Genomic DNA, 21819 nt, shown 5'->3' with positions numbered 1-21819 from the left:
GCTACGGAGGGGCGAGCTTCCCTGTGTTGGGCTTCCACCCTTTTTGTCGCCTCCGGCCGGCCCGCCGGGCGGCCCGCCCCCCCGCCCCCGCCCCCCGCCCCGCACGACCGCACCCGGTCCGCAGGCCGCCGACAACGGCGTCCATGGCGGACCGGGTGCGGTCGTTCGCGCCGGGCCATCCTTTTCGGGGCCGGAGCGCCCGGGTGCGGTCGGTCAGGCCGCCGCGCGTTCGGCGAGCGGGCGGCGGCGCAGGGCGGTCTCGGTCAGTGACCGCGGAGGGAGCGAGGCGGCGGGGTTGTAGAGGTTCACGCCTGGCCGGACGATCTCGTCGATCCGGTCGAGGGTCGCGTCGTCCAGGGTGAGCGAGGCGCCCTGGAGCGGGCCCTCCAGCTGTTCTCTGGTCCGCGGTCCGGTGATCGCCGAGGTGACGAGAGCGTCTCCTCGATGTCGGTGGTGTGGTCGGGGAAGTGGACCTGGTAGAGGTCGATCCACTCCGTGTCCAGGCGCCGGAGGCCGTCCTCGACCGCCTTGAGGATCCAGCGCCGCGAGTTGCCTTCGCGATTGGGTCCCTCACCCATCGTGAAGTGCACCTTGGTGGCGAGCACGATGTCGTCACGGCGCCCCCGCAGCGCCTTGCCCACGATCTCCTCGGACTCGCCCTGGCCGTACATGTCGGCGGTGTCGACGAAGGTGATCCCGTGGTCCAGGGCCGCGTGGATGATGCGGACGCAGTCGTCGTGATCGGGGTTGAAGCCCGCCTGGAACATCATGGTCCCGAGGCAGTGGGTACTGACCTCGATTCCGGTTCTGCCGAGCGTGCGATAGCGCATGGTGATGTCCCTTACCGAGTGACCGTCGATGCCGGGCCACGGAGGAGCCGGCCGGCACGGGGACCCTAGGATCTAGACCCGGCTCCAGGTCAACTCCCGTCTACGCTGACCGCCATGGTCGAGACCACCCCACGTCTGAGCATCGGACAGGTCGCCGAACGCACCGGCCTGAGCGTGCACGCGTTGCGCTTCTACGAGAACGAGGGCCTCTTCCTCACTCCCGTACGCCGCGGAGCCGGCGGCCGCCGCGTCTGCAGCGAGGACGACGTGGCCTGGCTGACCGTATGCGTCATCCTGCACGCATCGGACACGCCTCTGCCCGCGCCGCGCCGGTACGCCGGCCTCGTCAGGGAGGGCACGGGCAACGAGGAGGAGCGGCTCGCGCTGATGCGTGAGCACGAGGCGCGGGTCACCGACCGGATCGGCAGGCTCACCGAGTCGCTGGACCTGATCAGCTTCAAGGCGGCGGTGTACGAGGACCTCATCGACCAGGGCAGCGCGGCCGCCCACCGATGCCACGGCCGGTCTACCGCGGCCGAGAGGGAAGAGCGCTCGCCGGTGCCGCGCCGCGAGGTGCTGGCCGAGTAGGGGGTACCGATCCGCCTGCCGATTTCCTCGCCTGCCGTCCGCATGCCCGCTACCATGAATGCGAAACGATACGTCTCGTCTCACAGAGCAGCGAGGTTCGCCATGGAACGCTTCGTCGATATCGCCCCCGGTGTCCGCCTCTGGGTGGAGGAACGCGGCACCTCCGACGCCCCCGCCCTGCTGCTGGTCATGGGCGCGCAGGCGTCCGGGCTCGGGTGGCCGGAGGAGCTGGTGGAGCCACTCGCCGAACGGCACCGCGTGATCCGCTACGACCATCGCGACACCGGGCGCTCCACCTGGTCCTTCGACGAACAGCCCTATCCGCTCACCGCCCTTGCCGAGGACGCGGTGGCCGTGCTGGACGCCCTGGACGTGGACCGGGCGCATGTCGTCGGGATGTCGCTGGGCGGGATGCTCACGCAGTTACTCGTCGCCGACCATCCCGAACGGCTGCTGAGCGCCACGGTGATCGGGGCGAACGCGCTCAGCTCCGTGCCGTACGTCGCGCCGGACGGCCGCCGCGTCCCGCCGGAGGAACTGCCCGGTGTCGCCCCGGAGCTGGTGGAGCTGTGGTCGCGGCCCGTCGAGGACCACGGCCCGGAGGCCGAGTTGGAGCGGCGTGTGGAGCACTGGCGGGTGCTGGGCGGAGGCGTGATCCCCTTCGACGCCGACCGCGCCCGCGATCTGGAGCGTCGGATCATCGCGCACACCGGCCACCACCACGCCGGCTCCGCGCACGCCCGCGCCGACCACTCCGGTATGGACCGCACCGAGCAGCTCGCCCGCAACCGGGTGCCCACTCTGATCATCTCGGCCCCCGCCGAACCGGTCACCCCTCCCCCGCACGCCGAGCACCTCGCCCAGGCGATCCGCGGCGCCCGGCTCGTCGAAGTCCCCGGCATGGGCCACGCGCTGCCTCGCGAGGTCCACGCTCCGCTCACCGCCGCGATCCTGGACCACACCGGCCGGAGCTGACGCGGCCTCTCGTACGCCGCGTCATACCTGGGAGCTACCCCGAAGATCCACTCTGCAGCGGGACGTCAACTACCCCTCCCTCTCCGTAACTTCTGTACCGGAAACAGACAAAGCCCCCGGTACGGAAGGACCCCACGCCATGGCGGACCGCCCGCGCAGACGCCGTCTGCGCCGCACTCTGCTCGCCGCTCTCGTCACCTTCGCGGTGGCCGTTCCGGTCTCCGGAGCGGCCCGGCCCGCCGCCGTGCCCGCGCCCGCTCCGACGGCGCTCGGGCCGTTGCGGGATGCGAGTCCGGCGGTGCTGGAGGAGCGGTACGCGGTGAGCCGGCGGGACATCCGGGCCGCCGAACGGGCCGCGGACGGGCACGGGGACCTCCGGCGGGCGGCTTCCTTGCGGGCGATGGCCGCGCCGGGGCGGCAGTTCCTGTCCTTCGACGGGCGGGACGGTGGCCGGAGCGTGGAGGTCGTCGGGGAGCTGTCCTCGGCTCGGCGGGCCGCGGTGCTGGTGCCGGGGGCCGGTGTCGGGCTCGACGCGTACGGGCGGTTGCGGCGCGGGGCGGTGGCTTTGCAGCGGGAGTTGGGGCAGGGCGGAGCGGTGGTCGTCTGGCTCGGGTACCGCTCGCCCGCCACCGTGAGCCCGGCCTCGGTGACCGATGCGCGGGCCGCCGAGGCCGCGCCGGGGCTGCGACGGCTGGTGGACCGGCTGGAGGCGGTGTTGCCGGGGGTTCGGCTGACGCTGCTCTGTCACTCGTACGGTTCCGTGATCTGTGCCCGGGCCGCCTCCGGGACGGCCGCCGATGCCGTGGTGCTGTACGGCAGTCCTGGCGTCGGTGTCGAGGACGTGGCCTCGCTGCGCACCGGTGCGCGGGTGTGGGCCGGGCGGGGTGGGGACGACTGGATCGCCGGGGTGCCTCATGCGCGGGTGCGGGTGCCGTTCGCCGGGGCGGTGGGGTTCGGGACCGATCCGGTGGCGGAACGGTTCGGGGCCGAGGTGTTCGACGCGGGCGACGGCGGCCACAGCGACTATCTGCGGTCCGGGTCCCGGTCCTTGACCAACCTGGCCCGGATATCCTCCGGCCGCGCGCCGCTGGAGGCGTCCCATGGCTAGGGTCCACACTCTCGTGGCGCGCATCGAGGCCGCCACACCGCCCGGCCGCGACCGGGCCGTCGACGCCCTGCGGGCCCTGGCGATCCTCGGTGTGGTCGGTGGCCACTGGCTGGTGACCGCGCTGGTCGCGGACAGCGGCACCGTACGGGCGGCGAGCCCGCTGGCGTACCTGCCGGAACTGACGCCGGTCTCCTGGGTGTTCCAGACGCTCGCGGTGTTCTTCCTGGTGGGCGGACAGGTGGCGGCCGGGAGTTGGGCCTCCGCGCGGAAGCGGGGTGTGCGGTACGGGACGTGGGTGGGCGGCCGTCTGGCGCGGCTGTTCCGGCCGGTGGCGGCGGTGCTCGTGGTGTGGACGCTCGCTGCGGCCGTGATGCTGGTGGCCGGGGTGGGCGACCCGACGGTCCTGGCGCTGGCCAAGCTGGTCTGGTCGCCGCTGTGGTTCCTGCTGGTCTTCGCCGTGTTGACCGCGCTGACGCCACTGGTGGCCCGGCTCCACCCGCTGTGGCCGCTCGCGGTGGTGCTCCACGTCGACCTCGTACGGTTCGGGCTCGGCGGTCCGCGGGAGCTCGGGTGGGTCAGCGTGGTGGCGGGGTGGCTGGTGCCGTACTGCCTGGGCGCGCTGGTCGCTCGGGGCGGGCTGCGGGGCCGGTGGAATCGGTGGGCGCTGCTGGTCGGCGGGGGCGGGGCGGCTGTCGCGCTGGTGCTGTGGGCCGGATATCCGGCCTCCATGGTCGGCGTTCCGGGCGGCCGGATCTCCAACCTGGACCCGCCGAGCCTCGCCGCCGTGACGTTCGGGCTGGCGCAGTGCGGGGCGGCGCTGCTGCTGCTCGGGCCGCTGCGCCGGGCGCTGCGCAGGCCTGCCGCGTGGGCGGCGGTGTCGGTGGTGAACCTGGCGGCGATGACCGTCTTCCTCTGGCACCAGACGGCGATGATCGTCGTGACGGCGAGCGCGCTGCTGGTGGCCGGCGGCCCGCTGCCTGGGCTGCACACCGTGCCCGACGGCGTCGGCTGGGTGGCCGCGAGGCTGCTCTGGCTGCCGGTTTTCGCCTTGGCGCTGTTGGTGTGCTGGGCCGCGTTCCGGAGTTACGAGCAGGGCGGACGGAGAGAAGGGGCTCGGTCCCTCCTCGTACGGGAGTCGTCCCCCGAGCGGAAGCAGGAGGTGCGTCGTGCCTAATCTGAGCGCGGGTGAGACCGGAGAGGCTGTGGGGGACGTGGGGGCAGCGGGTGCGGTGGGCGGCGTGAAGGCGCCGTGGGGCGTGCGGCTTTCGGCCGCGGTGCGGCGGGTGCCGCGCGCACTGTACGAGGACCTGTGGGCGGCGCCTGCCGACCGGATGCCGCGCATGGGCGAGCCCGGCTCGCCGGTGTGGCGGCCGGTGTTCCTGGTGGCGCTGGTGTTCATGGCGATAGGTGTCGCGGTGATCCGTGCCGTCGAACTCTCCCCGCACGGAAGCCGGATCGGCGAGCTGTCGGTGCTGGTGGCGGTTGCGCAGTCGGTGGCGCTGGTGGCCGGGATGGCCCGTCCGGTGGGAGCCTGGTGGGCGGCGACCGCGCTGACGGTCGTGGCGGTGCTGGTCGTGGTGGCCGGTGCACCGTCGGAGCTGCCGTATCCGCTGGTCAGCATGGTCCCGCTGACTCCGCAGGTCCTCTACCCCTCGCCCTTCGCGGGAGCGGCGTTGCAAGGCGGTGCCCTGTTTCTGCTGGCGCTGCGCGTGCGGCCCCGGCGGGCGGTGGCCGCGCTGGCGCTCTCGATGGTGCTCGCGCTCCTCCTGGCCCTGCGCACGCCGTCGCTGCCTCATGTCGGTCTGGCCACGTCCGCGCTCGTGTTCGCCGTCGCGATCGTGCTCGGCACCGCGCTGCGCAGCCTGCGCCTGGCTCGTCAGGACCTCGTCGACCAGGTCGAGCTGACCGCCGACGAGCGGGCCAGGCGGACCTTGCTGGAGGAGCGCCACCGGATAGCCCGCGAGCTGCACGACGTGGTGGCCCATCACATGTCGGTGATCTCCATCCAGGCGCAGGTGGCCCCGCACCTGGTGAAGGACCCGTCGGACGAGCTGAAGGAGAACCTGACCGGCATCCGCGAGAACGCCCTGGAGGCCCTCGCCGAACTGCGCCGGGTGCTGGGCGTCCTGCGCTCGGAGGAGGCCTCCGCGCAGAGCACCCGGCACACCCCGCAGCCCAGCCTCGACCGGCTCGGCGCGCTCGTCGCCTCCGTGCGCTCCGCCGGTCTGCCCGTCACCCTCTCCACCACCGGTGCGCCGCGCCCACTGCCGCCGGGCGTCGAGCTGTCGGCGTACCGCATCGTGCAGGAGGCGCTGAGCAACGTGATGCGGCACGCTTCCGGTGCGAGCGCGCGGGTGGAGATCGGCCATCGGGCGACCGGGCTGTCCGTCCGCGTCACGAACACCGCGCCGCTCCGCCCGCCTCCCGTCTCGTCCGGGACCGGGCACGGCCTGCTCGGGATGCGCGAGCGTACGACGATGCTCGGCGGCGACCTGGCCACCGGCCCGACCCCTGACGGCGGCTGGGAAGTCACCGCGCTCCTGCCCGCCACCACGACCTCCGAGGACACTCCATGACACCGCCCATCCGCGCCGTGATCGCCGACGACCAGATGATGGTCCGCCAGGGCTTCACGGTCCTGCTGAACGCCGAGCCGGACATCGAGGTCGTCGGGCAGGCCGTCAACGGGCTCGACGCCGTGGCCCAGGTCGACGAACTCGCTCCGGACGTCGTGCTGATGGACATCCGGATGCCGGAGCTGGGCGGCATCGAGGCGACCCGCCGGATCACCTCGCGCGAGGACTCGACGGTGAAGGTGCTCGTGCTGACCACCTTCGACCTGGACGAGTACGTGTACGAGGCACTGCGCGCGGGCGCCTCGGGCTTCCTGCTGAAGGACGCCTCGGCCGACGAACTCGCCCACGCGGTACGGGTGGTGGCGTCGGGCGACGCGCTGCTCTCGCCGAACATCACCAAGCGGCTGATCGTGGAGTTCTCCCGCACGGCCGGGGCTCCGCGCGCGCCGCTGAAGGAGCGCGTCGGCGATCTGACGGAGCGCGAGACGGAGGTGCTGTCGCTGATCGCGAGCGGCCTGTCGAACGCGGAGATCGCCGAGCGGCTGATCCTCGCGGAGCAGACGGTGAAGACCCATGTGGGCCGCATCCTGGTCAAGTTGGGCATCCGCGACCGGACGCAGGCGGCGGTGTTCGCGTACGAGTCGGGGCTGGTCCGCCCGGGCGGCCATTGACCACCCGGGCCCGGCGCGGACCCCGTTTCGTAGGATCGGCTCCGTGACCACGGGGAGCGGAGCAGGAGCAGAGGACGGCGGAGCGGCGGAGTCGGCGCCACATGAGGCGTACCGGCCGCCTCCACCGGCGTACGCGGGAGGTCCGGCGCATCCGCCGGCGGTCTCGGGCGCTCCGGCGCATCCGCAGACCTACGCGCAGACTCCACCGGCGCACCCGGAAAACCCGGCCCGCCCACCGGCGCCCCCGGGAACGCCGCCGCACCCGCAGGCCCACGCGGGCACTCCGGCGCCTCCGCAGTCATACGCGGCGAACCCGGCCCACCCACCGGCGTACGCGGCAAGCCCGCCGTACCCGCCCCTCGTACCGCCCACCACGATCGAGCGGGCGCTGGTCACGGCGGTCACAGCCGGGGACGGGAGTGCGGTGGTGGAGGTGCTCGCGCGGACGCGGCTCTATGTGCTCGTCGCCCGGTTGCACGCGGACATCCCCGGCTGGACGGCCCCGCTGCCGACGATCCGTGACGAGGCATCGCGACGGACCTGCGTGCCGGTGCTGACGCCCGGGATGCTGCCGCCGTGGCACCCGGAGTGGGTGTTCCGCGAGGTGAGCCTCGGTGAGCTGGCGCGGACCTGGCCGTACGACGTACGCCGGCTCGCGGTGAACCACGGCACGCCCTACGCGGCGATGGTCGACGCCCGGCCCAAGCACCTCAAGGCCTGGCTCCGGGCCGACGAGCGCACCGGCGGGCACGAGCACGGCGTCCTGCTCACCGACGGCGGCGGGCCGCTGCACGGACCGCTCGCCCACGGACTGGCGCTCGGCGCCCACCTCGCCGTCACCAACGGCCTCATCTGGAACCGGCTCGGCGCCGCCTACGAGGACTACGCCACCGACCGGGCCCGGCTGCGCAGCCCGTGGGGCATCCCGCACCGCGCCGAGTACCGCGACCGCCTCGCGTCGCTGATGAGGAACCAGCTGGTCGGGCGCGTCCAGGAGTCCGTCCTGCGCACCCGGCACACACTGGCCGCACGGCTGGGGCGTGCGCCGGCGCGCCAGGAGTGGGCGGAGGCGGTGGCCCGTACCTTCGCGGCGCGCGACGCCGACGACCGTGCGCTGGCCGACCGGTCGGTGCACCACATCGCGCTGTACGAGGACAAGCTCCGGGCCGACGGCGCGCTCGCCCCGGACAGCCGCGTCGACACGCTGGCCGCCTTCGACCTCGGCCGGGCGGTCAACGTCGTACGGCTCGCACTCGGCGCCCGGTACGGCGATCCGTACGAGGCCGAGCAGGACGTACTGCGGCTCGGCGAACTCGCGCGGGCCGCCTACACTTCATGGGCCGACTTCTCCCTCGGCTACCTCATGGCCCGCATCGTCCACCGCGTCGAGGACGACGGCCTGGAGGCGGCGGAGCCCACGTACCGGCAGTCGCTCGCCGAGCACCGCATCCTCACCCAGGACCCCGCCGGCCCCTACCGGAACATCCCCTGGTCATGAACCCGATCCCGCACGCGAACCACGCACAGAACCCGGCACCTCACCCGACCGCTCCACCGCCCCCGTGGATCCCGCCCGGCGAGACCGAGCAGCTCCTCCACGAGGCGACGCTGCGCGGCGACGCGCGGGCCCAACTGGCCGCGCTGGCCGGGACCGAGCTGTACATCCCGGCCCCGCGCACCGAGGTGGACGCCAAGCCGGACACCGTCACCTGGCGCGCGCACCACGACCCGTCGGGCTTCGTCTGCCGGCCCGTCCTCACCCGCGGCATGCTGCCCCCGTGGCATCCGGACTGGGTCTTCCACGGGGTCTCGCTGCGCTGGGTCGCGGAGTTCGGCTGGCCCGAGGCGGGGATGTTCCTCGGGGTGAACGTGGGCACGCCCGGCCAGCTGCTGCTGCCGGCGACCCCGACCGAACGGGCGCTGTGGCAGCGGGCGTACGCGGAGAACGACCGCCTCCAGGAGAGCCGGTTGCTCGCGCTGCGCCACGGCGCGCTGCACGGGCCGCTGGCGTACGGGCTGGCCTGCGGGGCGCACCTGGCGATCGGGGCCGCGGTGCCGTGGAACGAGGTCGGCACGGTCTACCGCGAGTACGAGAGGGAGCGCGCGCAGCTCCGCGACTCCTGGGGCATCACCGACCACGCCGGGTGGCGCAGGCAACTGGACATCCTCCTCGACGCCCGCAACAGCCCGCCGGAGCCGGACTTCGTGCTGCGCGCCCGCGAACAACTGGCGGCCGGCCTCGGCGAGCTGCCCTCCGCCGACCTGTGGCGGGAGACGGCCGCCGGCCACGCCCAGGACCTCGGGGCCGGCGCGGGCACGGTGAAGGGCATCGAGGATCTCGTGCGCCGGATCATGCGGTACGAGGCCCGGTTCCGCGCGGACGAGCTGCTGGAGCCGGACGGCCGGGTGCGCACCACGGTCGCCTACGACTTCGGGCGGGCGGTGAACCTGGCGCGGTGGGGGCTGTCGGCCCGCTACTGCGCCCCGGCCGAAGCCGAGCAGGCGATCGTGTACGCCGGGGCGCTGAGCAAGTCGGCCTACCGGTCGTGGGAGGAGTTCTCGGCCGGATACGCGCTCGGGCGGGTGCTGCGGTTCGACGGAGAGGCGTACGGCCCGTTCTACGAACAGAACGTCATCGCCCACCGTCTGCTGGCGGAGAGCGAGGGCAGTCCGTGGCGCCACATCCCGTGGCGGTGAGCCGGGGACTGCCCGTCAGACACCGGGCAGCAGGTGGCGGTAGCTGTCCGGGTTCTCCGCGAGGTACGCGGCGAAGCTCTTGGCCGGGTGGCCGGTGAGGGTGGGCACGGCGTCGGAGACGGCGGCCAGTTCACCGGCCGCGATCGCCTCGTACGAGGTGACCCAGCCGGCCACCTCCCACTCCTCGGCCCCGAGCCCGGCCCGGGAGGCGTAGGCCTCCTCGCGGGTCTCGGGGACGTAGTGGACGGAGCGTCCGGTGACCCGGCTCAGCTCCTCGGCCGCCTCGGCGAGGGTGAACGCCTCGGGGCCGGTGAGGTCGTAGCCGCGGTCGTCGTGGGCGGTTCCCTCGTCCAGGAGTACGGCGGCCGCCGCGTCCGCGATGTCCTCATGGGCGACGGCGGCGACCCGGCCGTCACCGCCCGGACCGCGCAGCACGCCGTCGGCGCCGGTCATCGCGGGCAGGCCGGCCAGGTACCAGTTGTCCCGCAGGAACGTGTGGCGCACGTCGGCCGTGCGGATGTGGGCCTCGGTGTGCCAGTGGTCGCGGGCGAAGGTGAACGTGGCGTCGGGCGCGGCGCCCTGGAAGGACACGTACACGATCCGCTCCACGCCCACCGCCACGGCCGCGTCCACCGCCGTGATGTGCCGGCGCACCCGGTCCGGGCTCTCATGCGCGGAGACCAGGAACAAGGTGTGCGCTCCGTCCAGGGCCCGGCGCATGGCCTCGCCGTCGCCGTAAGGAGCGGCGGGCGCGCGGTCGGCACCGGGCAGGTCGGGCAGGCGGGCCGGGTCGCGGCCGAGGAGGCGTACGGGGACTCCGGTACGCGCGAGCCGCTCGGCGACCCGGCCGCCGACGGCTCCGCTCGCTCCGGTCACCGCGGTGAGGGGGCCGTTCACTGGGGTTCGTCTTCCTCTCGTCGGTCGTGCTGCCAGTCCTCAAGGCGCCCCACCTCCACGACCGCGTCCACCGGGAGTGCTCCGTACAGGTGTGGAAACTCCTCGCCGCCGGGCTTCATCGCCTCGTACCGGACGGGATCGGTGAGGCGGGCGGGGTCGACGACCAGGACGACGAGGTCGTGGCCGCCGTCCCCGCCCCCATCCTCGCTCCCGCCTCCGTCCCCGTACAGCATCCGTGCCACGCCCGGGAGTTGGTGGGGCAGGGACAGGTGGATGAAGCCCTCCTCCTGGAGGGTGCGGCCGCGGGTGGACATCTCGTACGTCCCGGTCCCGCCGGCCGCCTCCCAGAGAGGTGCCTCGGCGAGGTGCAGCAGTGGTTCGGTCATCGAACCACGCTAGCGGGCGCCGCTAGTAGGTGCGGCGGCGCGCCCTGCGGGTGGCCACGAGGACCGTTCCACCGGCCGCCACCAGAGCTGCCGCGATGGAGCCGATGATCCACTCGCCACCGCGCGATCCGGTGTCGGGCAGTTCACCGGGGTCGGACGGCGACGGCGACGGCCGCCACGTCGGCGACTCGGTGGGCCCGGGCGTGGGGTCGGTGGGGGTGGGGGTCGGATCGGTGGGCGTGGGAGTGGAGTCGGTGGGAGTCGGCGTGGGATCGGTCGGCGTAGGCGTGGGATCCGTGGGCGTAGGCGTCGGATCGGTCGGCGTCGGTGTCGGGTCCGTGGGCGTGGGAGTGGGGTCCGTCGGCGTAGGCGTGGGGTCCGTCGGCGTGGGTGTGGGATCCGTAGGCGTAGGCGTCGGGTCCGTCGGGGTCGGCGTGGGATCCGTAGGCGTCGGTGTCGGGTCCGTAGGCGTGGGAGTGGGATCCGTCGGCGTAGGCGTGGGCTCCGGGTCGCACGTCGGGAGGTCACCGTCGAACGGGTACGCGTGGATCTCCTGGCCGCCCGAGGTGCCCGAGGTGTGGGTCAGCGAACCCGCCGTGTAGAAGCGGCCGTTGGTACCGCTCATGGTGAGCGTGGTCGTGCTGGACGGCTGCCCGATGAGCACGCTGCCCTGGAACTGGGCCGGGCCCGTCAGCGTCAGGTTCGTGGCGTCCGGGAAGTTCCACAGCAGGCGCTCGCGGAGCCCCGGGTTCGGAAGGGCCCCCATGAACGTGGCGACCGTGCGTGCGTCCCCGTACACATTGACCAGCACCGTCGCCCCGGACGGGATGTTGGCGAAGGTGAAGCCGGCGTTGCCGCCGCTCGCTGAGACCAGGTCCGCGTCCACGTCGAAGACCTGGATCGGCGAGGTGTTGTCGCCGGTGAAGGTGAACGTGTCACCGGCCCGCGTCCAGCTGCCGGTCGTCGCGCGGTGCTCGTCGCCGTCGTACGCGTAACACCGGCTGGCCTCGGTGAGCTGCGGGCGCAGGCCGGTGAACGGAGCGACGGCGTCCGGGTCGGGGCGCGGGGCGCCCAAGGGGTTCACCGCGCCGCTCAGGGATCCGGCGTAGGCGACCCGGCCCGAGTGGTCGCCCTCCTCGGCGAGGAGGCGCTTGCCGGGCGCGATGAGGACGTCAGCGCCGACCGACAGGTAGTCGGACCCGTCCGGCGGCGGGACCCGTGAACCGACACCCACCACACCGACGTTGTAGATCTGCGAGGCCTCGGGCCGCTTGTCCATGTCGAACCGACCGAGGGTGACGATCTTTCCCTCGGCCTCGGCGGCGGCCTCACGGACCAGGTAGTCGCCGCCGACGTAGATGTTGATGTTCTCGTCGAAGCCGACGACCGGACCGTTGTTGGGCTCGTTCCACACGGACGGGCACCCGCTGCCGAGGCAGGGTCCGAGTCCGCCCGGCAGCGGATCGGCGGCGGCGGCCGGGGCCAGCATGCCCACCATCGCCGCGGCCGTGGCCACTGTCACTGCTGCCCGGATCGTGTTGCCGCGCCTGCGCGCCTGTTGTTCCATGCCGCGCAATATGCATCTTAAATACTAGTCATTTGTTATGACACGCCGGATTTGCCCACAGGTGTAGGCCTATAGGAGGCCAGGAGGGTTCAGAGGAGGCCAGGAAGGTTCAGAGGGCCAGCAGCTTCTCCTCCAGCCGGGGATCGAGGCCGACCGTCGGCCGGTCCGGCCGCTGGGGCGCGGCGCCGCCTATTCCGCGCAGCCAGGTCCAGGTGTCGGCGACGGTCTCGGCCACCGGTCGGCAGCGCAGCCCGGCCGCCTCGGCCCGGGCATGGCCGCCGCGGTGCACCGTGTCGTACAGCTCCCCCTCCGGCAGCCAGACCGGCAGCCCGGTCCACGGCTCGACACCGGCGGCCAGCAGCGTGTCCGGGTCCGTCCAGCGCAGCTCGGCGTCGGAGCCGGTGGCCCGGACGCAGGCGTCGAGCAGCTCGCCCATCGTGGCGTGGCCGGCGCGGCTGACGGTGTTGTACGGACCGTGCAGGCCGGCCATCCCGGCGTCCAGGATCCAGCTCGCCAGGTCGCGCGCGTCGACGTACTGGAGTCCCGTCGTACGCGGGCCCGGCGCGATCACCGGGCCGCCGCGGGCGATCCGCGTGAGCCACCAGGGCAGCCGCCCGATGTTCTCGCCGGGGCCGATGATCAGCCCGGCCCGTGCCAGCAGCGCCCGGTCGCCGAAGGCGTCGAGCGCCGCCAGCTCGCCGCCGCGCTTGGCCCGGTCGTACGGCACGTCCCCCTCCTCGTCGGCCGAGGCGCCGGCCACCAGCGGCCCGTCCTCGTCCAGCCCGGCGGGCGCCGGATAGGCGTACACCGAACGGCTGGAGACGTACGTGTAGTGGCCCGCGCGGTCCGCGAGGAGCCGGGCCGCGTCCCGTACGGCGGTCGGCCCGCCGCTCCACGTGTCGACCACCAGGTCCCAGCCGCCCGCGTGGTCCACCAGCGCCGCGAGGCCCCGCTCCCCTCCCGTACGGTCGCCGGTCAGCGCGCGCACGCCCGGCGGCGGCGCGTGGTGGCCGCGGTGGAAGACCGTGACCTCCCAGTCCCGCTCCAGCGCGGCCTCGGTGACGGCCCGTCCGACGAACTCCGTACCGCCCAGCATCAGTAGCTTCATGACCCGAGCCTGCCCGCTCGGACCACTTTGAGGAACACCTGCACGCTGTCAGCAGAGCGGGGAACTCCCGGAGCTCTCAGGGCGTGCGGGCGAGCGGGCTGTGGTGGCGCAGCAGCCACTCGTAGTAGCCGCTGGAGCGCCGGGCCGCCTCCCGGTAGGCCGCCTCCAGCTCCGCGTACACCACCGAGACGTCCGTCTCCGGTCGTGAGGCCAGGAGCAGCCGGACGGCGAGCGGGTCGCCGCGCAGCGGCCGGATCGCCATGTCGTCGCGCGGCCCCGAGGTCGGCTGGCAGGGTGCGACGGCCTCGCCGAGCACGACGAGCGAGGCGGCGGTGAGGTAATCGCCGTGCAGGACCGGCGGATCGAGTCCGGCGGCACCCAGCACCCGGCGCACGCCGTCCCACTCGCCGTCCACCGTCGGATCGACCATCCACCGGTCGCCGGCCAGCTCCCCGAGTTCCACGACGCGGCGGCGGGCGGCGGGATGGTCACGGGAGAGGGAGATGAACTGCGGTTCGCGGTCGACCAGTACGCGCTGTTCCAGGCCCTCGGGAAGGGCCAGCGGGCTTCCTTCCACCTCGTGCACGAAGGCCACGTCCAGCCGGCCCGCCTCGACCGAGCGCAGGAGGGCGTGGGCCGAGACGTCGACCCGCAGGGAGATCTCCGTACCGGGCAGAGCGACCCGTAGCCTGCGGAGCCAGCTGCCGACGACCCGGCTCGCGGTGGAGCCGATACGCAGTCGGGGCCCTCGGGTGCGGGTGGCGTCGGCCTCCGCCAGGGCGTCGCTGACCAGGGCGCTCATCCCGTCGACGAGCGGCCGGGCCCGGCTGAGGACGGCCCGGCCGAGCGGAGTCGGACGGCAGCCGGTGCGGTCGCGGCGGAACAGCTCGGCGCCGAGCGAGTTCTCGATCCGCCGCAGCTGGGTGGTCAGGGAGGGCTGGCTCACGCCGAGACGTCTGGCGGCCTGGTGCAGACTGCCCGCGTCGGCGATGGCGCACAGCGCCCTGAGGTGCCTCACCTCAAGCTCCATGAACCGGAGACTACGACCGGTCATGCCCCTGACACCAGCGGCCTCAACCCCATCAAACGGAGTTAATTCAGCGGGTGTTGGGCGGCGCGTCATGGAGTGATGAGAAGGTGGCGCATCCCTGGCCGCGCAAGTGGCCCTCTTGGCCGAGGAAGTGTGGCAGTTTCCGGCCGGTGAGGTGGCGGACGCGGGGATAGGGCCGCGTTATCGCCGGTTGGCATCATCCCCGGCGGCCGTCCGCTCCCCCACACTCTCCCCGTACCGCCCCGCGCCCCGTCCGTTCAGCGGACAACCCCCACGGCGCGGGTTCACCGGACAGTAGGAGAAATCCCCCATGAGACACCTCAGGACCGCCATCGCCTCCGCCATCGCCGGTCTCGGCCTCGTCGCCGCGCTCGGTACGGCTCCCGCGGTCTCCGCCGCTCCTGCCCCTGCGGTCTCCACCCCCGCCACCATCGCCGCGTACAACGGGTCGGGCGAGAACGCCGCCGCGAACCGGGCCTTCTTCGACGCGGTGATGAAGTCCGTCGCCGAGAAGCGGGCCGCCAACCCGCGTGCCCTGGCCGTCACGGTCACGTACAGCGCCGCCTCCGCCCCGAGCTTCCGCACCCAGATAGCCAACAGCACCCGGATCTGGAACAGCTCGGTCTCCAACGTACGGCTCCAGGAAGGCTCCAACGCCGACTTCACCTACCGCGAGGGCAACGACCCGCGCGGCTCGTACGCCTCGACCAACGGCCACGGCCGGGGCTTCATCTTCCTGGACTACCGGCAGAACCAGCAGTACAACTCGACCCGCGTCACCACGCACGAGACCGGACACGTGCTCGGCCTGCCGGACACCTACTCCGGCCCGTGCAGCCAGCTGATGTCCGGCGGCGGCCCCGGCCCGTCCTGCACCAACGCGCAGCCGGACGCCAACGAGCGGTCCCGGGTGAACTACCTCTGGCAGAACGGCTTCGCCGCCGCGCTGGCGGGCGCCACCTCCTGACCCGCACCGCCGCACCGACCCGCATCGCCGCATGAGAAGAGGGCCGTTCCGGACGCGGAACGGCCCTCTGTGGTGGAGCGGGCCGGTGTCGTACGGCGGTGGCGGCGGCCTGCGTGTGTTGCTGCCGTACGCCGGTGGCGCCGGCCCGCACGCACCGGTGTCGTACGCCGCCGGCGTCGGCGTCAGCCGCTCAGTTCGGCGCGGACCAGCGTCAGCAGCTCCTCCTCCGTCATGCCCAGTTCCCGCGCGCCCGCGACCACTTCGCGGACCCGCTCCAGGAGATGGGCCCGGCGCGGAGAGGCCCCTTCGGTGACCACCGCGCCGCGGCCGCGGCGCAGTTCGATCAGCCCTTCCTCGCGCAGCCGCTGGTAGCCGCGCAGCACCGTGTGGACGTTCACCCCGAGAGAGTCGGCGAGCACCCGGGCGGCGGGCAGCCGCTCGCCCGGGGTCACCGCGCCGTCGGCGACCGCGCGGCGCACCGAGGCCGCGATCTGGTCGCCGAGCGGCACGGTGGAGGTGGGGTCGACCCGGAAGAGCATGGTCAGCGCCCCGCCCGGTTCCGGTCGACGAGGGTGTTGAGCAGCGCGGCGCCGGTCGCGGAGTCCTCGACGATGACCGCGAACTCGCGTCCGCCCCGCTGCCGGGCCACGATGGCTTCGCCCGATCGGACGATGAAGCCGGTGCGGCCCGGGCGGATGCGGTAGCCCCAGCCGCCGAACTCCGCGACCGCGTCGACCCGGCGGCTGTCAGCCGCCTCGATGCGCTCCAGCGGGACCTGGAACCAGGGCCGGGGCAGCAGGCCGGAGACGGTGAGGCCGCGCCGGTCCACGGTGACGTGGACGCGGCTGAACGTGAGCGCCAGCAGGCCGAGAAGCAGCACGGGAGCGCCGATGAACCAGGTGGCCCCGTAGCCGGCCCCCACCCCGACGGCCACGAGGACCAGGGCGCCCAGCGGCAGCCACCAGGAACCGGTGGTACGCGCCCAGCCGGCCACCTCGCCGTCGGCGAGCGGGATCCGCCGGCGGTCGGCGGGGTCCCTCCCGGCGTCGGGGTCCTGCGGCGCCGGGACCAGCCGGGCCAGCAGCAGCCCGATGCCTCCGGCGAGGACGGCCGCGCCGAAGGCCACGGCGAGGTGCCACAGGGGGAAGGTGGCGGCCGGCCCGCCGTCGGGAGCGTCCAGGTTGACGATCAGCGTGGCGCCGAGCACGTACTGGAAGAAGGCGGCCACGGCCCAGCCGCCGCCGATGAGCAGGCGGTGTGCGCGGCCGTAGATCCGGCCCCGGACCACCATGAGCACCCACACGGCACCGAGCACGGGCAGCACCGGCGCGGTGACGAGGACGTAGGTGGTGCGGTCGACATAGCCGTTCACGTCTCCGGAGACGTCGAAGTGGCCGGCCAGGCGGGTGGGAAGGCGGTCCTCGATGGTGAGGAAGAGGACCAGGTCGACGAGGAAGGCGAGGACAAAGGGCAGGGCCGCGAGTGTGGCGCGGCCAAGGTTCTTGCGTGTCATGAAAACCTCCGTTGTTCGCATGTTAGTAGAACAGCTAGAGGAAGGGCAATGGGTCACACCGACGAGGGCCGCGCTGGAGGTCCGGGAACAGGTCTGCCCCGTACCGGAGTTGCGGTACGGGGCAGAGAAGGAAGCGGCCAGACCCGGCCGCACATCAAGCAAGCTCCAGCGGCTCCAAGGGCTCCAGTGGCTCCAACGGAAAGGCCCCTCGGTGGCCGGTCCCGGCTCCCTTGGCCGGGCGCACCTCGAACTCCTCGCAGCTCCAGATCTCCTGGACGCATCCGGTCCGCCGGTCCCACAGATCCAGCACCGCGCTCTCGCCTTCCGCGTCCCGGTAGGCGTCCTTGGCTCCCCGGAAGCAGGCGAGGCCACCGGAGAGGCCGCGGCCGGTTGCCGGGGAGTAGTCGGAGAAGGCACAGGCGATACAGGTCTGGAGCTGGATACCGTCCGGCAGGATGCGCTGGACGGCCGCCAGCGCGGCGGCGAAGTCGCTCTCGGCGCGCGCGGATTCGTAGACCGCGCCGTCGAGGTGGAGCGTGAGGTAGAGGTCCGGGTCGGCCCGGCGCAGGGAGAGCAGGCAGCAGCCGAGGGTGGCCTGGCGCAAGGTGCCTTCGACGAGGACGGGCAGCGGGAGGTCCCACTCCAGTACGCAGTCGGTGAGCGCGCCGTCCGCCAAGGCGAACATGCCGGCCTCCGGAGGCGTGCCCGACACCGGAGCCAGGCCGTCGAAGCTCTCGCCCTCGAAGTCGACCCCTCTGATCCGGATCCGGAGCTGCTGTCCGTCCGTGGTGAGGACGACGGCCTCGGAACCGCCCCGGTCCCGGTACCAGCCGGCCCACGACTCATCTGTCATGAGCAGGGACTGTAGCCCCTGCCCGGCGCGGCTCCGGTGCCGCCCTCCCTCTCCGCGGAGAGGCCGGACTGGACGTCAACGCGTGCGCGGCTCACGCCACATGGGCCACATCGACGGGCCGTCCGGAAGCTCGACGGCGCGGCCCATGAAGCGGAAGCCGAGCCGTTCGTAGAGCGTGCGGCTGCGGGCGCTGCTCGCCTCCAGGTAGGCGGGCACGCCGTCGTGGTCGCAGCTCTCCAGCTCCGCCCGGATCAGCTCGGCCCCGAGGCCCTCGCCCTGGCGGTGCGGAGAGACGCCGATCATGAGGAGGTAGGAGTGGGCGCGGTCGTGCGGGTGCACCTTCCCGGTCAGCCGTCCGACCAGTTCGCACCGCTCGTTGTCGGGGTCGGCGGTCTGCCGCATCAGGGCGGGTGTGGGGTCCTCCTCCTCGGGTGCGCCGGCGGGCACCGGCAGCCACAGGGCCACGGCCGCGCCGTCCTCGGCCACATCGATACGGCCTTCGGCGAGGGTGATGTCGGCGAAGACGCCGAGGAACCTGCCGTGCACCGCCCGCCGGTGCGCCTCGTCCGGGAAGACCCAGCTGCTGACCGGGTCGTGGTGGAAGGCCTCCTCCAGGACCGAGACGACCAGTTCCCTGTCGTCCTGGCCCGCCCGCTGTATCCGTATGCCCATGACCGGCTTCCGCTCCTTCGCCCGCTGCTCTCGACTCTCAGCTCTCGACCAACCTCCGGAATACTAGAGTTGATGGGTTCCTGAACCGGCCCGATCAGGCCGGTCAGCTGGTGCGGCGGGTGACGAATTCGGCCAGGGCCAGCAGGTCACCGGCTCCGTCCGGGTCGGGGACCGCGCGGGAGAGGTGGTGCACCGCCCGGGCCATCCGGTCGGCCGCGCAGACCTGCGCCCAGTCCCGGCCGCCGGCCCGGTCCACGGCGTCGGCGGCGCGGTCCACCTCGGCGGCGGTGGACAAGGGGCCCCGGTAGAGCGCGGCGAGTTCGGCGGCGGCCGGAGTGCCGGAGGTCAGAGCCGCCACCACCGGCAGCGACTTCTTGTGGGCGGCGAGGTCGGCACCGACGGGTTTGCCGGTACGGGCCGGGTCGCCCCAGATGCCGATCAGGTCGTCGATGAGCTGGAAGGAGAGGCCGGCCTCCCGCCCGAACCCGTCCATGGCCCGGACGGCCCGGTCCTCGGCCCCGGCGTAGAGGGCGCCGAGCGCACAGGCGCAGCCGAGCAGCGCGCCGGTCTTGGCGGTCGCCATGGTCAGGCACTCGTCGAGCGTGACCTCCTCCGGGCCGCGCTCCTCGAAGGCGCAGTCGGCCTGCTGGCCCGCGCAGAGCTCGATGACGCAGGAGGAGAGGCGGGCGGAGGCGCGCTGAGCGGCCGGGTGGGTGTCCTCGGCGAGCAGCCGCTGGGCGAGGGCCAGCATGGCGTCGCCGGTGATGATGGCGTCCGGGACACCGAAGACGGCCCAGGCGGTGGGCCGGTGTCTGCGGGTGGTGTCCTCGTCGATGACGTCGTCGTGGAGGAGGGTGAAGTTGTGCGCGAGCTCGACGGCGACGGCGGCGCGCACGGCGCGTTCCGGATCACCGCCCAGCGCCCGGGCCGCGGCCAGCACGAGCGCCGGCCGGATGGCCTTGCCCGCCTGTCCGGCGGCCGGAGTGCCGTCGGCGTTCTCCCAGCCGAAGTGGTACATCGCGATCCGGCGTATGCCACCGGGCAGCGATTCCACGGCCGTTCGCAGATGCGGGTCGACGATGGCGCGGGTGCGCTCCAGCAGCGCCGCGGCCTCGTGCCCTTCCGTCGCTGCGTCCGTACTGGTCATGGTCACGGTCACTCCCTGGGGCGGTGCGGTGGGGCGGGGCCCCGGCGGCCCGGCCGGTGTCGGCCGACCGGGCCGCCGGGGGTGACACGGGGTCAGCGCCAGCGGCTCACCTCCACGTTCTCCAGTACGCCGAGGGCGTCCGGTACCAGGATGGCGGCGGAGTAGTACGCAGTCACCAGGTAGGAGATGATCGCCTGCTCGTCGATGCCCATGAAGCGGACCGAGAGGCTCGGCTCGATCTCGTCCGGGATGCCGGTCTGCTGGAGGCCGATGACGCCCTGTTCGGCCTCGCCGGTCCTCATGCAGATGATGGAGCTGGTACGGGCGTCGGTGACCGGGATCTTGTTGGACGGGAAGATCGGCACGCCGCGCCAGGCCGGCACGTGATGGCCGCCGATGTCCACGCTCTCCGGGACGAGTCCGAGCCGGTTGCACTCGCGGCCGAAGGCGGCGATGGCGCGCGGGTGGGCGAGGAAGAGCTTCGATCCGCGCCGGCGCGAGAGCAGCTCGTCCATGTCGTCGGGGCTGGGCACGCCGTCGTGCGGCTGGAGCCGCTGGCCGTAGTCGCAGTTGTTGAGGAGTCCGAACTCCCGGTTGTTGATCAGCTCGTGCTCCTGGCGCTCACGGAGCGCCTCGACCGTGAGCCGCAGTTGCTGCTCGGTCTGGTTCATCGGCTGGTTGTAGAGGTCGGCGACCCTGCTGTGCACCTTCAGTACCGTCTGCGCGACGCTCAGTTCGTACTCGCGAGGCGCGGCGTCGTAGTCGACGAAGGTGTGCGGGACGACGGCCTCGCCGACATGGCCGGCGGAGAGGTCGATCGCCGCCTCGCCGTACTTGTTGGTCCGCTGGTGCGGGATGGAGAGCAGACCGGCGAGATGGGCGCGGAGCGGCTCCGCGCGCTCCGCCAGGTTGAACACGTCCGCACGGCTGAGCGTCAGCAGCGTGCACGCGGTGACGGCCCGGGCCGTGTACTCCCAGACGGCGTCGCCGTCGACCAGGCTCTGGTCGCCGAAGTACGCGCCGTCGGCGAGGACTTCGAGCTCCGTCTCGTCCCCGTAGAGACCGGAGCCGATCTTCTCGACCTTGCCGTGCGCCAGCAGGAAGACCCGGTCCGCCGCATCCCCCGAAGCGGCGAGCACCTCCCCCGCGGCCACGTCCCGCTGCTCGCACCTGCGGGCGAGCTCGGCGAGGACCTCCTCGTCCCCGAAATTACGCAGAGCGGGCAGCTCCCCCAGCTCGGCGGGGATCACGGCCACCCGGCCCCCGGTCTGGACGAACGTCACCCGGCCGTCACCGACCGAATAGCTGAGCCGACGGTTCACCCGGTACGTACCGCCCTGTACCTGCACCCACGGAAGCATCTTCAGCAGCCACCGTGAGGTGATCTCCTGCATCTGCGGCGCGGACTTGGTGGTCGTCGCGAGGTTCCGCGCAGCCGCCGTCCCCAGACTCTGCTGCGGCGGCGCCTGCGTGTCGCGAACCTCTTCACCAACGGACATCTGACGTCCTCTCGATCTTGGGCTGACCTGCTGGAGAAGCCTTTCAGCGGAGGACGCCGCCCGCCATTACACAAAAGAGTGTGACTAATCGGCCTTCGGTCGGGGCACGTTGCTCCTCGTCGCCCGGCGGACCCTAAAACTTGCATCGCAGATACCACTTACCTAGAATCAAGCCATGCGGCTGACCAGATTCACCGATGTGGCGCTCCGTGTGCTCATGCGGCTCGCGGTCGCGGAGGGCGCGGACCCGCCGACCACGCGCGAGGTGGCGGACACCATGCGGGTGCCGTACACCCACGCCGCCAAGGTCGTCGCCCGCCTCCAGCACCTGGGTCTGCTCGACGCCCGCCGCGGCCGGGGCGGTGGCCTCACGCTCACCTCGGCCGGACACTCCGCCTCGATCGGCGCTCTCGTACGGGAGCTGGAAGGCACGGACGACGTCGTAGAGTGCGAGGGCGACACCCCGTGCCCACTGCGCTCCGACTGCCGGCTACGCCGCGCCCTGCGGCAGGCCCAGGAAGCCTTCTACACCTCGCTCGACCCGATCACCGTCACCGATCTCGTCGCCTCCCCCACCGGCCCTCTCCTGCTCGGCATCGGCAGCGGCCCACCGCAGGACTGACCCGCGCTCCGACCGTCCCGGCACACCCGCCCCCAGCCACGGGCGGATTCCTTCGGCCCAAAAATAAGCATCCTGCATACCAATTCAAAAAG

Annotated in this window: 21 protein-coding genes and 1 pseudogene; 10 read left to right on the top strand and 12 right to left on the bottom strand. The window is 72.8% G+C overall.

Annotated elements, in window-relative coordinates:
- Nucleotides 1-213: 213 nt before the first annotated feature.
- Nucleotides 214-830, bottom strand: a pseudogene (locus tag ABZ267_RS02900) (aldo/keto reductase).
- Between the two features lie 114 nt (nucleotides 831-944).
- Between ABZ267_RS02900 and ABZ267_RS02895 the strand changes: the two are divergent.
- The 8 genes from ABZ267_RS02895 to ABZ267_RS02860 all read left to right on the top strand — a co-directional run bounded on the left by ABZ267_RS02895 (nucleotide 945) and on the right by ABZ267_RS02860 (nucleotide 9445).
- Nucleotides 945-1418 carry a MerR family transcriptional regulator gene (locus ABZ267_RS02895; RefSeq protein ID WP_356746745.1) on the top strand — a complete coding sequence of 158 codons (474 nt, stop codon included), beginning with the start codon at nucleotides 945-947 and terminating at the stop codon, nucleotides 1416-1418.
- Nucleotides 1419-1520: 102 nt separating this feature from the next.
- The gene (locus ABZ267_RS02890) at nucleotides 1521-2393 is read left to right on the top strand and encodes an alpha/beta fold hydrolase (protein ID WP_356746746.1); all 873 of its coding nucleotides are present in this window, start codon (nucleotides 1521-1523) and stop codon (nucleotides 2391-2393) included.
- Between the two features lie 139 nt (nucleotides 2394-2532).
- On the top strand, nucleotides 2533-3501 hold the full coding sequence (locus ABZ267_RS02885; RefSeq protein WP_356746747.1) for an alpha/beta hydrolase: 969 nt from the start codon (nucleotides 2533-2535) through the stop codon (nucleotides 3499-3501).
- Entirely contained in the window at nucleotides 3494-4675 is a 1182-nt protein-coding gene (locus ABZ267_RS02880; RefSeq protein ID WP_356746748.1) for an acyltransferase, read from the top strand. Before ABZ267_RS02885 ends, ABZ267_RS02880 begins: the two co-directional genes overlap by 8 nt.
- On the top strand, nucleotides 4668-6077 hold the full coding sequence (locus ABZ267_RS02875) for a sensor histidine kinase (RefSeq protein ID WP_356746749.1): 1410 nt from the start codon (nucleotides 4668-4670) through the stop codon (nucleotides 6075-6077). The genes ABZ267_RS02880 and ABZ267_RS02875 overlap by 8 nt, the downstream gene beginning before the upstream one ends.
- Nucleotides 6074-6748, top strand: coding sequence for a response regulator transcription factor (locus ABZ267_RS02870; protein ID WP_356746750.1), 675 nt, complete (start codon nucleotides 6074-6076; stop codon nucleotides 6746-6748). Before ABZ267_RS02875 ends, ABZ267_RS02870 begins: the two co-directional genes overlap by 4 nt.
- A 376-nt stretch (nucleotides 6749-7124) precedes the next feature.
- A complete protein-coding gene (locus ABZ267_RS02865; protein WP_356747235.1) occupies nucleotides 7125-8246 on the top strand; it encodes a DUF1266 domain-containing protein in 1122 nt (373 codons plus the stop codon).
- Nucleotides 8243-9445, top strand: a complete 1203-nt coding sequence (locus ABZ267_RS02860) for a DUF1266 domain-containing protein (RefSeq protein WP_356746751.1) — start codon at nucleotides 8243-8245, stop codon at nucleotides 9443-9445. The genes ABZ267_RS02865 and ABZ267_RS02860 overlap by 4 nt, the downstream gene beginning before the upstream one ends.
- Before the next feature lie 15 nt (nucleotides 9446-9460).
- On the opposite strand, the gene ABZ267_RS02855 is transcribed toward ABZ267_RS02860, so the two are convergent.
- The 5 genes from ABZ267_RS02855 to ABZ267_RS02835 form a co-directional block, all read right to left on the bottom strand.
- Entirely contained in the window at nucleotides 9461-10342 is an 882-nt protein-coding gene (locus tag ABZ267_RS02855; protein WP_356746752.1) for an NAD(P)H-binding protein, read from the bottom strand.
- Nucleotides 10339-10728: a DUF952 domain-containing protein gene (locus tag ABZ267_RS02850; protein ID WP_356746753.1), complete on the bottom strand. Its 390-nt coding sequence runs from the start codon at nucleotides 10726-10728 to the stop codon at nucleotides 10339-10341. Before ABZ267_RS02850 ends, ABZ267_RS02855 begins: the two co-directional genes overlap by 4 nt.
- A gap of 22 nt (nucleotides 10729-10750) precedes the next feature.
- Entirely contained in the window at nucleotides 10751-12295 is a 1545-nt protein-coding gene (locus ABZ267_RS02845) for a choice-of-anchor A family protein (RefSeq protein ID WP_356746754.1), read from the bottom strand.
- Between the two features lie 109 nt (nucleotides 12296-12404).
- Nucleotides 12405-13403 carry an NAD-dependent epimerase/dehydratase family protein gene (locus ABZ267_RS02840; RefSeq protein ID WP_356746755.1) on the bottom strand — a complete coding sequence of 333 codons (999 nt, stop codon included), beginning with the start codon at nucleotides 13401-13403 and terminating at the stop codon, nucleotides 12405-12407.
- 76 nt (nucleotides 13404-13479) lie between these two features.
- The gene (locus ABZ267_RS02835) at nucleotides 13480-14433 is read right to left on the bottom strand and encodes a LysR family transcriptional regulator (protein WP_356746756.1); all 954 of its coding nucleotides are present in this window, start codon (nucleotides 14431-14433) and stop codon (nucleotides 13480-13482) included.
- A 331-nt stretch (nucleotides 14434-14764) separates the two neighbouring features.
- On the opposite strand from ABZ267_RS02835, the gene snpA reads away from it, so the two are divergent.
- Nucleotides 14765-15421: a snapalysin gene (snpA, locus tag ABZ267_RS02830; protein WP_356746757.1), complete on the top strand. Its 657-nt coding sequence runs from the start codon at nucleotides 14765-14767 to the stop codon at nucleotides 15419-15421.
- Nucleotides 15422-15603: 182 nt separating this feature from the next.
- On the opposite strand, the gene ABZ267_RS02825 is transcribed toward snpA, so the two are convergent.
- The 6 genes from ABZ267_RS02825 to ABZ267_RS02800 all read right to left on the bottom strand — a co-directional run bounded on the left by ABZ267_RS02825 (nucleotide 15604) and on the right by ABZ267_RS02800 (nucleotide 21105).
- Nucleotides 15604-15960, bottom strand: coding sequence for a GntR family transcriptional regulator (locus ABZ267_RS02825; protein WP_356746758.1), 357 nt, complete (start codon nucleotides 15958-15960; stop codon nucleotides 15604-15606).
- 2 nt (nucleotides 15961-15962) lie between these two features.
- The gene (locus ABZ267_RS02820) at nucleotides 15963-16934 is read right to left on the bottom strand and encodes a DUF1648 domain-containing protein (protein ID WP_356746759.1); all 972 of its coding nucleotides are present in this window, start codon (nucleotides 16932-16934) and stop codon (nucleotides 15963-15965) included.
- 154 nt (nucleotides 16935-17088) lie between these two features.
- A complete protein-coding gene (locus tag ABZ267_RS02815; RefSeq protein WP_356746760.1) occupies nucleotides 17089-17787 on the bottom strand; it encodes a DUF6304 family protein in 699 nt (232 codons plus the stop codon).
- A 75-nt stretch (nucleotides 17788-17862) separates the two neighbouring features.
- Entirely contained in the window at nucleotides 17863-18459 is a 597-nt protein-coding gene (locus tag ABZ267_RS02810) for a GNAT family N-acetyltransferase (RefSeq protein WP_356746761.1), read from the bottom strand.
- A 103-nt stretch (nucleotides 18460-18562) separates the two neighbouring features.
- On the bottom strand, nucleotides 18563-19606 hold the full coding sequence (locus ABZ267_RS02805; protein ID WP_356746762.1) for a family 2 encapsulin nanocompartment cargo protein polyprenyl transferase: 1044 nt from the start codon (nucleotides 19604-19606) through the stop codon (nucleotides 18563-18565).
- Nucleotides 19607-19698: 92 nt separating this feature from the next.
- Nucleotides 19699-21105, bottom strand: a complete 1407-nt coding sequence (locus tag ABZ267_RS02800) for a family 2B encapsulin nanocompartment shell protein (RefSeq protein ID WP_356746763.1) — start codon at nucleotides 21103-21105, stop codon at nucleotides 19699-19701.
- Between the two features lie 175 nt (nucleotides 21106-21280).
- Here ABZ267_RS02800 and ABZ267_RS02795 point away from each other — a divergent pair, with 175 nt between their 5' ends.
- A complete protein-coding gene (locus tag ABZ267_RS02795; protein WP_356746764.1) occupies nucleotides 21281-21727 on the top strand; it encodes an Rrf2 family transcriptional regulator in 447 nt (148 codons plus the stop codon).
- The last annotated feature ends 92 nt before the right edge of the window (nucleotides 21728-21819 follow it).

Origin of the sequence: Streptomyces sp. NPDC006174, assembly GCF_040614075.1 — a bacterium.
GTDB lineage: Bacteria > Actinomycetota > Actinomycetes > Streptomycetales > Streptomycetaceae > Streptomyces.
The sequence above is the reverse complement of the archived record's forward strand: the minus strand, read 5'-3'. Positions and strand labels throughout refer to the sequence as shown.